Annotated in this window: 18 protein-coding genes; 10 read left to right on the forward strand and 8 right to left on the reverse strand. The window is 60.7% G+C overall.

Going from position 1 to position 14,884, the window contains the following annotated elements:
- Positions 1 to 349: 349 nt before the first annotated feature.
- From RCAS_RS20230 to RCAS_RS20245, 4 genes are all read left to right on the forward strand, one after another.
- Entirely contained in the window at positions 350 to 1,753 is a 1,404-nt protein-coding gene (locus tag RCAS_RS20230) for a c-type cytochrome (RefSeq protein WP_012122357.1), read from the forward strand.
- A 3-nt stretch (positions 1,754 to 1,756) separates the two neighbouring features.
- Complete coding sequence (locus RCAS_RS20235) at positions 1,757 to 2,956, forward strand: hypothetical protein (protein ID WP_012122358.1); 1,200 nt, start codon at positions 1,757 to 1,759, stop codon at positions 2,954 to 2,956.
- Positions 2,957 to 4,194: 1,238 nt separating this feature from the next.
- Positions 4,195 to 4,764 carry a zinc-ribbon domain containing protein gene (locus tag RCAS_RS20240; protein WP_012122359.1) on the forward strand — a complete coding sequence of 190 codons (570 nt, stop codon included), beginning with the start codon at positions 4,195 to 4,197 and terminating at the stop codon, positions 4,762 to 4,764.
- A gap of 332 nt (positions 4,765 to 5,096) precedes the next feature.
- On the forward strand, positions 5,097 to 5,588 hold the full coding sequence (locus RCAS_RS20245) for a Fur family transcriptional regulator (protein ID WP_232280080.1): 492 nt from the start codon (positions 5,097 to 5,099) through the stop codon (positions 5,586 to 5,588).
- A 15-nt stretch (positions 5,589 to 5,603) separates the two neighbouring features.
- Here the strand turns inward: RCAS_RS20245 and RCAS_RS24290 are convergent, their stop codons facing one another.
- The 4 genes from RCAS_RS24290 to RCAS_RS20265 all read right to left on the reverse strand — a co-directional run bounded on the left by RCAS_RS24290 (position 5,604) and on the right by RCAS_RS20265 (position 6,837).
- Positions 5,604 to 5,927: a hypothetical protein gene (locus RCAS_RS24290; protein WP_012122361.1), complete on the reverse strand. Its 324-nt coding sequence runs from the start codon at positions 5,925 to 5,927 to the stop codon at positions 5,604 to 5,606.
- Between the two features lie 110 nt (positions 5,928 to 6,037).
- Positions 6,038 to 6,304, reverse strand: a complete 267-nt coding sequence (gene rpsR / locus RCAS_RS20255; protein WP_012122362.1) for a 30S ribosomal protein S18 — start codon at positions 6,302 to 6,304, stop codon at positions 6,038 to 6,040.
- Entirely contained in the window at positions 6,301 to 6,576 is a 276-nt protein-coding gene (rpmB, locus tag RCAS_RS20260; protein ID WP_012122363.1) for a 50S ribosomal protein L28, read from the reverse strand. The genes rpsR and rpmB overlap by 4 nt, the downstream gene beginning before the upstream one ends.
- Before the next feature lie 27 nt (positions 6,577 to 6,603).
- Positions 6,604 to 6,837: a hypothetical protein gene (locus RCAS_RS20265; protein WP_012122364.1), complete on the reverse strand. Its 234-nt coding sequence runs from the start codon at positions 6,835 to 6,837 to the stop codon at positions 6,604 to 6,606.
- Between the two features lie 168 nt (positions 6,838 to 7,005).
- On the opposite strand from RCAS_RS20265, the gene RCAS_RS26560 reads away from it, so the two are divergent.
- The 5 genes from RCAS_RS26560 (at position 7,006) to RCAS_RS20290 (ending at position 10,530) form a co-directional block, all read left to right on the forward strand.
- Positions 7,006 to 7,593 (forward strand): transposase family protein, encoded by a 588-nt coding sequence (locus tag RCAS_RS26560; protein WP_083760351.1) that lies wholly within the window; start codon positions 7,006 to 7,008, stop codon positions 7,591 to 7,593.
- Positions 7,594 to 8,220 (forward strand): hypothetical protein, encoded by a 627-nt coding sequence (locus RCAS_RS20275; protein ID WP_041331187.1) that lies wholly within the window; start codon positions 7,594 to 7,596, stop codon positions 8,218 to 8,220.
- A gap of 89 nt (positions 8,221 to 8,309) precedes the next feature.
- Positions 8,310 to 8,741 (forward strand): hypothetical protein, encoded by a 432-nt coding sequence (locus tag RCAS_RS20280; RefSeq protein WP_012122365.1) that lies wholly within the window; start codon positions 8,310 to 8,312, stop codon positions 8,739 to 8,741.
- A 9-nt stretch (positions 8,742 to 8,750) separates the two neighbouring features.
- Positions 8,751 to 9,569, forward strand: a complete 819-nt coding sequence (locus tag RCAS_RS20285; RefSeq protein ID WP_012122366.1) for an SDR family NAD(P)-dependent oxidoreductase — start codon at positions 8,751 to 8,753, stop codon at positions 9,567 to 9,569.
- Entirely contained in the window at positions 9,550 to 10,530 is a 981-nt protein-coding gene (locus tag RCAS_RS20290) for an ornithine cyclodeaminase family protein (RefSeq protein ID WP_012122367.1), read from the forward strand. Before RCAS_RS20285 ends, RCAS_RS20290 begins: the two co-directional genes overlap by 20 nt.
- Before the next feature lie 169 nt (positions 10,531 to 10,699).
- Here the strand turns inward: RCAS_RS20290 and RCAS_RS20295 are convergent, their stop codons facing one another.
- Complete coding sequence (locus RCAS_RS20295) at positions 10,700 to 11,191, reverse strand: Crp/Fnr family transcriptional regulator (protein WP_232280081.1); 492 nt, start codon at positions 11,189 to 11,191, stop codon at positions 10,700 to 10,702.
- Positions 11,192 to 11,305: 114 nt separating this feature from the next.
- On the opposite strand from RCAS_RS20295, the gene RCAS_RS20300 reads away from it, so the two are divergent.
- Positions 11,306 to 11,890 carry a hypothetical protein gene (locus tag RCAS_RS20300; protein WP_012122369.1) on the forward strand — a complete coding sequence of 195 codons (585 nt, stop codon included), beginning with the start codon at positions 11,306 to 11,308 and terminating at the stop codon, positions 11,888 to 11,890.
- A gap of 242 nt (positions 11,891 to 12,132) precedes the next feature.
- Here RCAS_RS20300 and RCAS_RS20305 read toward each other — a convergent pair whose 3' ends face one another.
- From RCAS_RS20305 to RCAS_RS20315, 3 genes are all read right to left on the reverse strand, one after another.
- Positions 12,133 to 12,741, reverse strand: a complete 609-nt coding sequence (locus RCAS_RS20305; protein ID WP_012122370.1) for a hypothetical protein — start codon at positions 12,739 to 12,741, stop codon at positions 12,133 to 12,135.
- Positions 12,742 to 12,870: 129 nt separating this feature from the next.
- Positions 12,871 to 13,740, reverse strand: a complete 870-nt coding sequence (locus tag RCAS_RS20310; protein ID WP_012122371.1) for a hypothetical protein — start codon at positions 13,738 to 13,740, stop codon at positions 12,871 to 12,873.
- Between the two features lie 241 nt (positions 13,741 to 13,981).
- The gene (locus RCAS_RS20315; protein WP_012122372.1) at positions 13,982 to 14,815 is read right to left on the reverse strand and encodes an SDR family oxidoreductase; all 834 of its coding nucleotides are present in this window, start codon (positions 14,813 to 14,815) and stop codon (positions 13,982 to 13,984) included.
- Positions 14,816 to 14,884 lie beyond the last annotated feature (69 nt).

Raw genomic sequence — 14,884 nt, forward strand, 5'->3', positions numbered from 1 at the left:
TTTGCAGGACAATGACGATAGCATCGTTCATTGTCCTCCCTGTGCAACACGCGCAGACCTACTCGCTACGTGTCGGCGCCGGAGATGGATTCGGTCTTTTTGAACGACGCCAACACAGCGTGGACCCATCCCCCTGTTGCGCGCTGGAAACGTTCGACATCCCGCCAGACCCTTCTTATGTTCGCGTGTTTCCTCGGTTAATAATCCTCAACCGTCCACGGCGTCCGATAACGCCGCGAACTTGCGCCAGCGCAACGACAGCCGGATACTTTGTGATTATTATTACAACATCAAGATCGTGAAGCATATCACGATCTTTGGCAGCCGCATTACACCACGAGGAGTGCCTATGTATCCGGTCTGGGAAGGTTTCTTCATCCACTCGGCAATGTTCGTTGCCATCGTGTCCGCTTTCCACGTGCTCGCTTCGCACCTGACGGTCGCAGCCGCGTGGTTCAACCTGTACCTGGAGCGGCGCGCAGTATACGAGAATCGCCCGGAACTATACGTCTATCTCAAGCGAAGCGCCCTGGGATTGCTGGTGTTCGCGTATGTCTTCGGAGCGATGGCCGGAGTGGGCATCTGGCAAACAACCACCGCCGCTAACCCGCGCGGCATTTCTACCCTCATCCACAACTTCGTGCTCTACTGGGGATCAGAGTGGTACATGTTCCTGATCGACGTGGTAGGAATCATTGCGTATTACTACACGTTCGAGCGCGTCAGCCCGAAGACGCACCTGCGTCTGGCATGGATCCTGGCATTGGGAGGCACCGGTACACTGACAATCATCGTTGGCATTCTGTCGTTCAAATTGACGCCGGGCCTCTGGTTCGAAACGGGGGCGAGTCTGAACGGATTCTTCAATCCCACGTTCTGGCCCCAACTCTTCATGCGATTTGCCCTGATGTTTACCATCACGGCAGCCTGGGCGCTTTTGATTGTCACCGGACTGCCGAACGGGTACTTTGCGCGTGAGCGCATTATTCGCATTGCGGCAGTCATGGGACTGGGCGGGTTGATCGTTGCGCTGGGCATCTGGTTCTTCTGGTACGACCCCACTCTGCCGGCTCACGCGAAGACCATTCTGCGCTCGCCTGCCATTCCACCGATCACCTTCACGGTCATCATCGGCGGTCTGATTGCGACATTCCTGGGGCTTCTGTTTGCGCTGGTCATGCCGCGCCGTCAGCATCAGATTATCGCCCTGGGCGCAATGCTGGTGTTGTTTGCAGCCATCTTCGGCGCCGAACGCACTCGTGAGGTCATTCGCAAGCCCGACATTATTGCCGGCTATATGTCGTCGAATCAACTGGTATTCAACGATCTTCCCGCTCGCGGCATTCAGCGCGAAGAGCAACCGTTGAACGAAACCGGCATGCTCGGCGCACTGCCGTTTCTGCCGCGCCCGGATCAGATTTCAGTCGCAGCAACGGGCGCTTCCAGCCATCAGGTTGCTATGGGACGGGTGCTGGTCATTCAACAGTGCGCGGCTTGCCACAATGTCAGCAACCAGACGGCGATCACCGTCTTCGATCAGCGGCTGGCGTTGCGTTCGCTGGCGCAGTTGCTCGAACGACGCAAAATGACGACCGCGCCAAAAATTGAGACCTACCTGAACGGCATTGGGGCGTTCCCATATATGCATCCCGTCGTCGGCACGCCCGAAGAGCGGGCGGCGATGGCACTATACCTGGAGTATTTCTTGCAACAACAGCACGCACCACAGTCACAGGCGCAAGCCAGGAGGTGAACCATGGATATCGGTGATATGCTCGAACGTATGCGCGACCCGCTGGGTGCGCCGTTTTATCCGCCGGCATTGCAGGTCTTGCTGGTCGTCACGTGGGTGTTCCATATCTTCTTCGTCACCCTGGCGCTTGGATCGAGCGCATTTTCGATCCTGGGATTCCTGCGACCGAATGAGTATCGCCTGCGCCTGGCGCGCGTCGCGGCGCGGTTGACGCCCAACGCCGTCGGTCTCGGCATTGTGACGGGAATTGCGCCGCTGCTCTTCGTGCAAACGATCTACGATCCTATCTGGTATGCGAGCAATACGCTGAGCGGCTTCTGGTCGGTGAGTTTCATTTTTGTGGTGATGGGCGGGTACAGCCTGGCGTACCTCTTCTATCTCAAAGGGAGCGCTGACGGAAGGCTGCTCTGGTCGGCGGTCGCATCGTTCATCTTGCTCTTCTTTGCCGGATGGGTGATGCACGTGCTGGCATCGGTGTCGATTCGCCCAGAGCGCTGGATGGAGTGGTATGCCCCAGGTGGGGTGATCGACACGCGCGGCGTTGTGTTCCATTCCTGGAATATCCCGCGCCTGGCGTTCCTTCTGCCGCTCCAGGCCGGGTTGAGCCTGGCAGTGGTGCTGACGTTGTTCGCCTGGTACTTTCGGCGAATCGAAGAGGATGCGCCGTTTATGACGTGGGTCGCCGATCGAGGGCGATGGCTGGGTCTGGCGGTCAGCCCGCTGTATGCGCTCGCCGGGCTGCTCTGGGCAGCGACAGAAGGCGCCGAGTTTGGGGTTGGCATGCCGGTTGGCATCGCGCTCGCTGCCGTCGGTCTGGCATTGACCGGCTATTTCTTCTTTCTGAAGCAGCCAATGCAGCACGCACCGCGCACACTGCTGGTCTGGATCATCGCCCTGGTTGTCGTCGGCATTGTGCGTGAAGGTATTCGCGCCGTCTCACTCGCGCGCTTCGGGTATAGCGTCTCCAACTATCCATACATGATGGATTGGGGATCGATCCTGGTGTTTGGAGTAACAACCGTGGTTGGCGTTGCCGTAGTGACGTACCTGGCGCTGGTGCTGTATCAGTCGGGCGGAACGAAGCGTGATGCCCAGGTTTCGCCGCGGGTTGAACGTCTTGGCTCGATTGCAACCGGTATGCTGGGCGCGTGGTTTGCCTTCTTCATCCTGGTGGGGCTGTATACTACGTTCTTCCTCAAGTAAGACGGTAGACAGTTCATCCGCGCCCCCGCCCCACACCGCAGCGGCGGGCAGAGCCAACCAGAGGCGCTGCCGCGCCTTCATTTCGGCGTCCCGCACCAGCCCCGCGAAGGCGGGGCTGCGTTCGCACTCGGCGCGGGCGTTTCCCTCCACGCGCCGTCCGCCCGTCGGAGTGCGCCGAGCATTCACCGCCGCGCCTCCGCCCGATACCTCAGCAGCAGGCTAAACCAACCAGGGGCGCTGCCGCCCCTTCATTTCATTTCGGCGTCCCGCACCAGCCCCGCGAAGGCGGGGCTGCGTTCGCGCTCAGCGCGGGCGTTTCCCTCCACGCGCCGTCCGCCCGTCGGAGTGCGCCGAGCATTCACCGCCGCGCCTCCGCCCGATACCTCAGCAGCAGGCTAAACCAACCAGGGGCGCTGCCGCGCCCTCATTTCGGCGTCCCGCACCAGCCCCGCGAAGGCGGGGCTGCGTTCGCGCTCAGCGCGCCATCTGGAAGGAACACGGCACGTCCCGATACCAATGACCTGTGAACATCCGGCATGGTCACTCCGAGCAGAGTGAGGGGTCTTGCGCGACCCGCTCAGATTCCTCGCTGCGCTCGGAATGACCAGAATGCGGCATCTTCAATCGTCATTGGTAGACACCTCAGCGCCCACACCTTCCTCGCTGCGCTCGGAATGACCAGAATGCGGCATCTTCAATCGTCATTGGTAGACACCTCAGCGCCCACACCTTCCTCGCTGCGCTCGGAATGACCAGAATGCGGCATCTTCAATCGTCATTGGTAGATACCTCAGCGCCCACACCTTCCTCGCTGCGCTCGGAATGACCAGAATGCGGCATCTTCAATCGTCATTGGTAGATACCTCAGCGCCCACACCTTCCTCGCTGCGCTCGGAATGACCAGAATGCGGCATCTTCAATCGTCATTGGTAGATACCTCAGCGCCCACACCTTCCTCGCTGCGCTCGGAATGACCAGAATGCGGCATCTTCAATCGTCATTGGTAGATACCTCAGCGCCCACACCTTCCTCACTCCACATCCTTGACAGAGGAGTGTTCAATACAGTATCATATTCCATGCAACTGATAGATAAGATCATTTGCACCCGGCATCGGTTATCCGCTCATCGTGGGCAGGCTGACGACAGGCGCATAGACCTTTTCCTCGCTCGTCGCACAGGAAGGCAACCGCATCCGGGACGATCAGAACCACAAGGAGCAACAAGGACACCCAGCTATGAGTTTCAAGGACAGGCACATTCCGTGCAAGGATTGCGGCGGCGAGTTCGTATTCACGGCAGGCGAGCAGGAGTTCTATGCCCAGAAGGGATTTACCAATGATCCCACCCGTTGCCCGGCAGGGCGTCGAGCACGCAAGGAAGGGCGCAGTCTGATCGATGTGGCGGGTGGTCGCGCATGCCCGCACGATGTGTCGGGGCAGGGGCGTATCACCGACGAGGCTGCCGAAGTCAGCAGCAGCGCGCGTCCCCGGCGCTCGGACGATTGGGCGCGCTCATATGACCGACCGCGCAGCGAGTCGCGTGGCTGGTCGAGCGACCGATCGCGGCGTGAGCGTGAACCGTACACCGGTCCGCTGCCGTCGGGTCCGGTCAGCGCAACGGTTGTTCGCATTGATCCTGCCGGGCGCTTTCTCTTTGCCCGTGTCGATAACCCACAGTTTGATGTGTATGTCCATGGATCACTGTTCAGTCAGGTGCGCCGATCAATTCAGGAAGGCGATCAGATTTCGGTGACAGTCGAAGCAAGCGATCGTGGACCTCGCGCGCGAACGTTTGATCTGGTGTAGAGCCGAAACCGGTGTTGCGGGTATCGTGGGGCGTCAGCGCCAGAGCAGCATCCTCGCTGGAAATCTGGCTTGCTCGCTCCCATACATACCCGCTCACCGCCTGTCTGGATGGGGTCTTTCTCAAAGAGATCGCCACCAACCACACTATCCTTCCGTAACCCATCGGGGTGGGACTCCGTGCCTCTCCAGTTTGGTTGGCGCCTTCGCATACACAGGGGGCGACCCTCGATGGACGAATATCACGCTATATCGCCTATCTTGAGCATCAAGACGCCCACAATCCCCCTCCCCGGCGATGTCGGTAAGGGCATCAGGATATGAGGACACAAATCGTGCCAAGACGCTCAGACAATAGCATTGTCACTGTCAGCGCCGTTGATTGGGAACGTCTGGTTCTCGCAGCGTGTCGCGCCGAACACATCCGCCTGACAAAACCGCGACGCGCGATTATTGCCTGGATTGCCGGACAGCAGACTCTGTTCAGCACGGAGGCGCTGGCGACTGCTGTCGCAGCCTTACCCGAACACGTCGGGCGAGCCACCGCATATCGGATGGTGGAGCAATTGCGCGAGACCGGCTGGCTCTCGCCCATACGCACCGAGCGTGGCTCATACGCTTATGCGCGCACTCTCCCCGGACACCACCACCATGCCATTTGTCTCCGGTGCGGCGCGACCCTCATTATCGAGGGATGCGCCGCGCTTGAGACGCTCTATGCCCTCCTCGAAACGCACGGATTTGCGGTGCAGAGCCACTTTCTCGAATTGACCGGTCGCTGCCGGCGCTGTCGAGTTGCGGACGAAGGGCGCGCCTCTGGAGCATAAGGGCACGCCGATGGATCAGAGCACTGTTACGGGACCGTGATCATCACAGTGATCGCCGTGGCGATGGTGCAATCGTCCGTTGACCAGGTAATCGACATGATCGCCGTGTGGCACAAGCGGATGGCCACACCCGTCGTGTCCGCATTGGCACGCTACTGGCGCGCATCCATCGGGATTGTCGGCGCTCACAGCGATCACGTGCTCGTCGTAGTGCCCCTCGTGTGGGTGGTGCAGATGCCCGTCGTGCAGGTAATCCACATGCCCCTCATGGAGGATGCGAATGTGCCCGCAGTGTTCACTGTGAACATGGGAATGCGGTTCGTGGATAGTGTGTGTCATGGAAAGCCTCCTTTCATCAGGCAGACGCTTCAGATGCATCCGATATCCTGATTCTACGAGGCATTTCCACTCATTCAAGGAGTTTGCGCAAGCGGTGCAGAGATATGATCTCAGCGCCGCCGATCGGTCACAGAGCGCTCCACAAACGGCAGGAGCGCCATATGTCGCGCGCGCTTGATCGCAATGGTCAGTCGTCGCTGCATCTTTGCCGTCAGACCGGTGCGACGGCGTGGCAGGATTTTCCCTGTCGGTCCAAGAAAACGTCTGAGCCGTTCCGGATCTTTGTAATCGGGCAAAATCCCGAGACGCGAAAACTCGCAGACTTTCCTGCGCCCTCCACGTCCACGCATCAACCGTCCTCCGTTTCGAAACGTCATCGTGTGTGCTCCTTGAGAAACGCTTCGACCGACAGCCTCTGATCGCGGACAGCCGCCAGCAACCCCTTTTTGTTGATAATCCTGAGCGCCTTCGTCGAGAGATTGAGGGTCACGCTCTGCCCAATCTCGGGCACATAGATGGTATGACGATGAACATTCGGACGAAACGTGCGGTTGGTTTTTGGCGCGCGGCGCGCCCATCCCCCTGACGCCTTGTGGCGAATGTTGCGCCCAAAAGCGACTTTTTTGCCGGTAAGATCACACTTTGCCATGATGTTCTCCCTGACCAATCCGTAGCGTCAGCGCAACGGACATGGTTGCGATCCGTCCAGTCCCAATTCCCGATCCGCGCCGGCTAACCGATTGAAGCAGTCCCGTCGATAATACGTCTTGTTGCGCCTCCGCCCGTCCATAATCACAATCATCTCACGGTCATTCATAATCCGTTGCCCGCAGTGATTGCAGTACCGATTGGTGGCCCGTCCCGTCTTGTCACGGGCGGTAACGTCGGTTTTGGATTTCTTCTCAGCCATGCCCGGCAGCCTCCATTGATTAAGTGATAGCCCCAATCACTGAACGGAATCGTACCCGATCATTGTGGTACTGTCAAGGCGCCGGAGGTGTGGTTAGGGCTTCTCAGTTCTCTAAGGAAAGAGAATAGAATAGGAGTCTCGTGCCGCAACACCACGTGGGAGTACGCAATGATTGCCTATCATCCGAACAGTTTGCTGGGACACTTGGCGCCGGCGCCCGATCCCCGTCGGCGATCTGGTCGACGGTATCCGCTGCCAAGCCTGCTGGGGGTGGTCATACTCGGCATGTTGCATGGACAAGACGCGCTGCATAGCGCGTGGACATGGGCGCATGGGCGTTGGGGCGCGCGCTGGCGTCCACTTGGGGCCCACAGTCCGCATTTCCCCGCCTACAATACGGTACGGGACCTGCTGGCATGCGTGGATGCGGACGACCTGGATCGGCGGCTGCGTCCCTGGATGGAGCGACTGCTTGGCATGCCCGTGGGCGGGATCAGGGCCGATGGCAAGGTCTTAGGGGGGAGCAAACGCGCCGGGGCGCCCGCCCTGCATGGCGTCGAACTCGTCACCCATACCACGGGGATGGCGCTCGCCCAACGCGAGGCCGTCGGCGGCCCTGTTGGCGCTGCTCACGGAAGCGCCCTTGGACGGGCGCATGGTCAGTATGGATGCGGGCTTCCTGAATGCCGCCGTCACCCAAACCATTGTGCAGGAACACGGCAATTGCCTGGGCGGTGTCAAAGGCGATCAGGCTGAGTGCAGGCGCTCCTCGATGACCGGGTCGCCCCGCAGGTGCTTTTCCCCCCCCCGGACACGCCGCCAGCCCCGTTGCCGGTAGCGCTGGATCAGATTGCGCCACCCCGGCGGAAGCGCCAGCCGATCGGGTTCCGTCGTGAACTCCAACCCCGCCGGGCGCCGGATGCGCAGACGATCGAGCAATCGCGGGGGCGATTGGAGATCCGCGAGCTCTGGGTCGTGGATGCGGGAGACGTGGGGCCGTCTCTCATGACCGCATATGGGTGGCGGCAGGTCACACAGATTGGCGGGCTCCGACGCTGGTGTCGGCGGCGGCATGCGGACCTGTGGACGGTAGAGGAAGTGACGGTCGTCAGTAGTCGCCAACGCACGCCCGCACAGTTCCTGGCGAGCATCCGCAACCACTGGACGATCGAAAATCAAGTCCACCGACCACGGGATGGCAGCATGCAGGAAGATCGCTTGCACGGACGGGCCATTGGGGTCATCCTCGCCGTGTGCCGAAATGTGGTGATCAATCTCATCCGGCGACATCTTCCGGGTCGCTACATCCCAACCGCGCGCAACGCCATCACCACCGACCTCGGCATCGCATTACGCTGGATGCATCTTCCATTAAGGAACTGAGAAGCCCTAGGTGTGGTTCAGGTTGACATACGGCGCATTTCGTTCTACTGTATAGGAACATTGTTCCCTTGTGTCATGCGGAAACGGCTATGATAGGCGCTCTATTGAGTCGAATGGCGTTCGTCGCCGCGAATGTCATAGTCATGATCATTCTCCACGGCAATTCACGTCAGTGGTGGCCCAAAATCCCCTATCTCAGCCTGCGCGACGAGAGCGTTGGCGAACATACCCGGCTGCTCTTCAACACCCTGGCAGTTGTCACCGTTGGGCAGGCGCTGATCGGGCGGCTGCCGCGTGCGCGCTGGCTGCCGCGCGCGCTGACCCTTGGCGTGATACCGGCGCTGCTGCCGGGCCTGATCTGGCTGGGGCAGCGTGGGCTGCGACTGAAGGGTTCGATTGCCGAGCGCTATAATCTCGCGCTTGTGCCGATCCTGCCCATTGCCGCTGTCGTGGTGGAAGATCGCCTCGCTGCCGCGCTGACCGACGCAGATGAGGCGGTGTCCGCTCCAGTTGATCGGTAGAGCATCCCAATGGATCCGGTGGGAAAAGTCGTCCTCGTGACCGGCGCATCGAGTGGTATTGGCGCAGCGACTGCGCGCGCCCTCGTTTCTGCCGGAGCGCACGTTGTGCTGACCGCGCGTGATGCCGCTCGCCTTAATGACCTTGCCCGCCAGTTGAAGGGGCGCGCGCGCGCTATCCCTGTGGATGTCGCCGATCCAATTGGGGTAGAGCGCCTCGTCGCAGAAATTATCGACTCCTACCGGCGCATTGACGTTGTCATCAACAACGCAGGCGTCGGTCTGGCGTCGCCGGTGGCGCAATTAAAGCCGGACGACCTGCGCGCTGCACTGGATGTCAACCTGTTCGGTCCGCTTTCTCTGACGCAGGCGACACTTCCTCATATGCGAAATGTCGGGCGGGGACAGATCATTTTCGTTTCCTCGGTTGTCGGGTTGCGGGCGCTGCCCTACGCGGGCGGGTATGCGGCAACCAAGGCGGCGCTCGACCGGTTGAGCGAGGCGCTGCGGGTTGAGTTGCACGGTAGTGGCATCACGGTGACGTTGGTGCGCCCCGGAACGACCCGTACTGCGTTCAACACGCGCCGTCTCGGCGTCCATGGTGATCTTCGTCGCTTCAACCCACCCGGCATTGCGCCCGAATGCGTGGCAGAAACCATAGTGCGCGCTATCCGCCGTGAACCGCGCGTTGCCTATGTTACGTGGAGCGACCGCCTGGCGGTAGGAACGGCGTTGCTGCTCCCACGACTGGCCGACTGGTTGCTGGCGCGTTTATTTGTCTGGAGAGGCTCTGATGGGAAAGGTGTGCCGTATGCGAATCCTGAGCGCTGACGATGTGCGACGCGCTGTGACGATGCCCGCCGCAATTGAGGCGGTCGCCTCTGCATTCGTGCAACTTTCGAGCGGGCGTGCCGTTGTGCCGCTACGCGCCCATCTTCAGCAACGCGCCCATGAGTCGCACACATTCGTGATGCCAGCGTTGCTGGAGGAAAGCGGCGGCCTGGGTTTGAAGGTGGTGTCGGTCTTTCCGCACAATGCTGCACGTTACGCTCTGCCGCGCATTCACGCCCTCGTGACGATTCTCGATGCTGCGACTGGACGACCGGCCGCTGTGCTTGAAGGTTCGTATCTGACGGCGCTTCGCACCGGCGCTGCGTCGGGCGCGGCGACTCGCGCGCTTGCCCGGCAGGAAGCGCGTGTGCTGGTGATCATCGGCGCTGGTGTGCAGGCGTATCATCAGGTTGAAGCTGTGTGCGCCGTGCGCCCAATCGAGCGGGTAATCATCGTCAATCGCAATCGTGAACGCGCCGAACGTCTGGCAGCGGCGCTGCGCGAACGCGCCATTGTCGCCAATGTTGAGATGGTCGCGTCTGCTGCGGCTGCTGTTCCACAGGCGGATGTTATCTGCTGTGCGACCTCCTCGCCGACGCCGGTGTTCGACGATGTCGATCTGCGCCCTGGGACCCATATCAACGGCATTGGCTCCTTCACGCCGCGTATGGTCGAAGTGCCGCCGGAAACCGTCGGTCGGGCATATGTGGTGGTGGATCAACAAACGGCGGCATGGGCTGAAGCGGGCGATCTCCAGCATGCCCGCAATCTGGGGTTGCTCGATGAGTCACAAACCGTCGAGTTAGGTGCAGTGCTCAATGGTCGCTCGCCGGCACGCACGAGTGATGAGCAGATTACGTTTTTCAAATCAGTCGGCAATGCTGTGCAGGACATTGCCGTTGCGCAGTTGGCGCTGCGTGAAGCGGAACGACTGGGCCTGGGGATCGAGGCGCGCTTGTGAGGGCGGGAAGACGTTGCCGGCTTATACCAATGACCTGTGACCATCCGGCATGGTCACCCGAGCAGCGCGCGGGGTCGTGCGCGACTCGCTCAGATTCCGCGCTGCGCTCGGAATGACACGCATGCGGCATCGTCAATCGTCATTGGTATTATGGCGCGGGATGCACGTGTCATCCGCCGGTTCGCTTTCCCAGTTCATCGCCGCGCCAGCGAATATTGCCGCGCAACAGGAGATTGGAAGCGTTGAGTTTGTACGCCAGATCGCGCGCCAGGTTGCGCATCACCACAAACCCGATTCGCGGGTTGTGTTCTGCCAGGGCGTCAAAATCCAACGCTCGCATAACAATGAGGACGGTTGGCTCGTTTGTGGAGACAGTCGCGGTGCGCGCTGCGCCGCCAAGCAATGCCTGTTCGCCGAAGCACTGACCGGGGTAGAGGGTGTTGATTGTCGAGGGCGCGGTTGTCCCGTCCGACAGGCGAGTCGTAATCATGACCCGCACGGTCCCGTCGTGAACGATGTACAACTCGTCGCCGGTGTCGCCCTCGTTGAAGATCGTTTGCCCGGCAGGCGCGCGTAGCGCCTTGCACAGCCGGGCGACCTGTGCCAACTCCTCATCGCTCAACCCGGCGAAGATTTCGACTTTGCGCAGATTGTCAATCACACGCGCACTCATCGGCGTCTCCCGTCATCGATGCCGCCAGCGTTTTCGTTTCGGGTACAATGAAGTATAGCACGAAAGCAATCGCGATCATATCTCGAAGGAGCATGCGCACCTATGGGCAAACAGTCACGCGCCAAACGCGAGCGTCGCGCGCACGCAACATACCTGGCAACCGTCAGCAACTGTGCAGGGACGTGGCTCGAACGTCCGCCGGATGCCGATGAGCAGGCGAAGATCGATTCGGCAGGCAGAATCCTGCGCCGCTTTCGGATGCAGGCGCTGCAACTCGGCGCCGATCAGGATGCCTTCAATCGGTTCAGCCTTGAGGTCTTCCGCGATGAACGCTTCGCGCCGCTACACTTCAGCGATGAACTGATCGAGATGATCCTCGACGAAATCGGTGAACCGCCGGTCGTCGAAGACGACCACGATCCATCGTTCACGAATTATCTGCTGCGCGCGCTGGGAGTTGTTGCTTCGTCGCGCGTGCGGCGCGCAATGGCGGAGCAGGCGCGACGCTTCCTGCCACAGTATGTGGCTGCCGGGCAGTACAAAGAGGCGCTGACGATCGAGCACAATTGCTATATGACTGTGATGAGCGATGCGGCGACGCCGTTGCTGGTGCAAATGCTCGTCAGTGGTCTTGCGCGCTACTACGAGGAACACGAACCCGACGAGGCGGTGATGTCGGGCGAGTAATACCAATGACCTGTGACCATCCGGCATGGTCACCCCGAGCAGCGCGAGGGGTCGTGCGCGACCCGCGCCGATTCCGCGCTGCGTTTACCCTGAGCGAAGCGAAGGGCTCGGAATGACACGCATGCGGTATCTTCAATCGTCATTGGTATGATACGGAGGATGCAGGGCAAGGGTTTGCCGCACCATCGGCATCTGCAAGCCTCCGAGAGGGTATGATCGTCGCTGATGAGTCGCCAGCGGTCCTAATACGATGGCGGCTCATCGGTAATCGCGGCAATGCGCCACCCTTCCGGCGTGGGGACGACCACGACATACAATTGGTTTGGACCAGGATTCCAGCGCGTGGGCAGACCGGGAACCGGCACAGCCTCAACGTTGATGCCATAGATCAGGCGCTCGTCGGCAGCGATCACCGACTCGATGCGCGTGACGCTCAGCGACTGGACTGCCAGTGTTGTGCTCTCGAACATCTCGAAGGTCGTGTTCGCCTGCATCGCCGGCGCGAGTAGCGCCCAGGCGTCTGCTGCGCGACGTTCACCGAATGCAGCGAAATAGGAGCGCACGACCTGCTCTGCGGCGGTCACATTTGCCACCATCGGCGCACCGGTATCGGAGAGCATCCCGACGACAGGTTCGGGGGTCACGGTTGCGCCGGGCAGTTGAGCGGCTGTCGCCGGTTCGACACGCACGTCACTGCCTTCTGCAACTGCTGTCAGCACGACCGCCGCCGTTGCGTGGGCTGACGAGAGCGGCGTATCCGTCGGCGAAATGCTGAGAGGGACTGACTGACCGCACCCGATCAGCAAGCCAACGAACAAAGCCGCTGCAATCCAGTTGCGTCGATACGGCATATGCGCCTCCATCACTGGATGGTTTTGTGATGATGGCAGTATACCATGCTCATCCGGTACACGGGTGCAGCGGCTGGCGTCGTCGTTGCGGTGCAACGGTGCTACCTTCCTGCCTCCAACGTGCAACCTTCAACGCCCATACCGCCACCAGTAGTAGTGTTGTCCGACATTCCCCATCTCGACGCGGAAGGCAGGCAGGTTTGCCGGGTTGTAGGTCAGCACGCGCCGCTCGAATACCTGGAACAGAATCGGGCGCTCGACGCCGCCAACTTTCACTTTGACCCAGTACGCGCCCGTCACCGGCAGTCCAAAGACATAGAGCGGATCGTAGACCTGCGCAACGACATAGCGCCCGTTCTCGTACACCAGACCGCTCTGGTTCATGAAGTCCAGGAATGCGCGGGCGACGCCGTGATTGTTGGGTCCGAGCACCAGCATTGTCGCCGGGTCATTGGCGTAGTCGTTGAAACCGGTGATGCTGCCATCCGGGTTGATGAACCCGGTCGCCGGGCGATTCAGATCGTTCGGGTTGACAGCGCCAGGGTTCTGGTAGAAGCGGAGCAGATCGGCGTAGGTTGGGAACTGATCCGGGTCGCCAATCGCTGTGATGCGGGCTGGCAGGCGCCACTCGAAGAGATTGTACCCTACCTGCATCCGTCCAGTCATCATCTCAATGGGTAGCAACCCATTGGTGACGTACCAGGGCGAGAAGGGGTTAACGGTTGGGTCGTTGATCTCCATGCGGCTCTTGTCGAAGTATTGCACCACGCGCATTCCTTCGTAGCCTTCAACCAGCGGTTCCCGCATCGCCGGGGTATTGGGCGCGGGTCCCCACGTCCACGACCGTCCGCTGATCTGCTCGGCAACGGGGCGATCCTGGCGCTCCCAGACACGGCGGAACGCATCATTGCCGAAGGGGAGCGCCGAAGCGGAAGCGGGCATTGCCGCCGTCAGCATTGTGATGATCAGGAGAGGAACGAGGAAAACTATGCGTCGCATCGTAGCGTCCTTTCTGCGCATCATCGCGCCGCGCGCCGGTCGACTCTGTGAGGGGGGAAAAGGAGGGCGTAACGAAGAAGAGAACCGGCGCCGTTATCCTCAAGCTGGCGTCGAGGAAGATCGCCAGCTGCACCTCTGGAAGGGAAGCACCCATCCGCATCACTAGTATAGCCTGTGTCCCTGTGACAGGAAGGGAAGAAATCGTTACGCCAGGGGAACAAACAAACCCCGACGCGCGTGTTTACACGCCGCTCCACGCAGAGAATCCGCCGTCCACCGGGACGACGACGCCGTTGACGAAAGCGGCGCCAGGTCCGCAGAGCCAGATCAGCGTGGCGATGAGATCATCCGGAACGCCGAAGCGTCCGGCAGGTGTGTGCGCAATCACGCTCGCACCACGTGCTGTCGGCGATCCGTCGGGATTGAGTAACAACGACCGGTTCTGCTCGCCGATGAAGAATCCGGGCGCAATTGCGTTGACCCGCAATCCCGGACCATACCGCCGCGTCAGTTCGACCGCCATCCAGCGTGTGAGGTTGTCCACAGCGGCTTTGGCGGCGCTATAACCGGCGATGCGAGTCAGTGGACGTTGCGCTGCCATGGAGGAGATGTTGACAATCACGCCCTGCCTGTCGGCTGCGATCATGGCTGCGCCAAAGATGAGCGATGGCAGCAGTGTGCCGATCAGATTCAGATCGACGACGGTGCGAAAGGCGTCGGGGTCAAGATCGCGCAGCGCAGCATCGGGAGCAAGCGTTGCGCCCGGCATATTCCCGCCAGCGGCATTCACCAGAATATCGACCCGTTCCCAGCGTTCAAGAATTGTGTTACAGGCGTGTTCGATCTGCGTCCGGTCGCGCACATCGGCGCTGAGCGCAAACGCATCGCTGCCAGCGTCTGCGAGAGCGGCGGCGACTGCGTTTGCCGGTTCGATGCGTCGGGCAAGAATGGCGATCCGCGCGCCAGCGCGTGCCAGTCCCTGCGCCATCGCAGCGCCAAGGGCGCCGCTGCCGCCGGTGACCACGGCAACCTTCCCTTCCAGACCGAACAATGAACGAAGAAATGGTTCGGACATCACACATCCTTCCAGCAAGTTGCGGGGCATGGTACCATAGGTGGGAGGCAAGAGGTGAGAGGGGGGTGA

The organism is Roseiflexus castenholzii DSM 13941 (assembly GCF_000017805.1).
In the GTDB taxonomy this organism is placed as follows: Bacteria; Chloroflexota; Chloroflexia; order Chloroflexales; family Roseiflexaceae; genus Roseiflexus; species Roseiflexus castenholzii.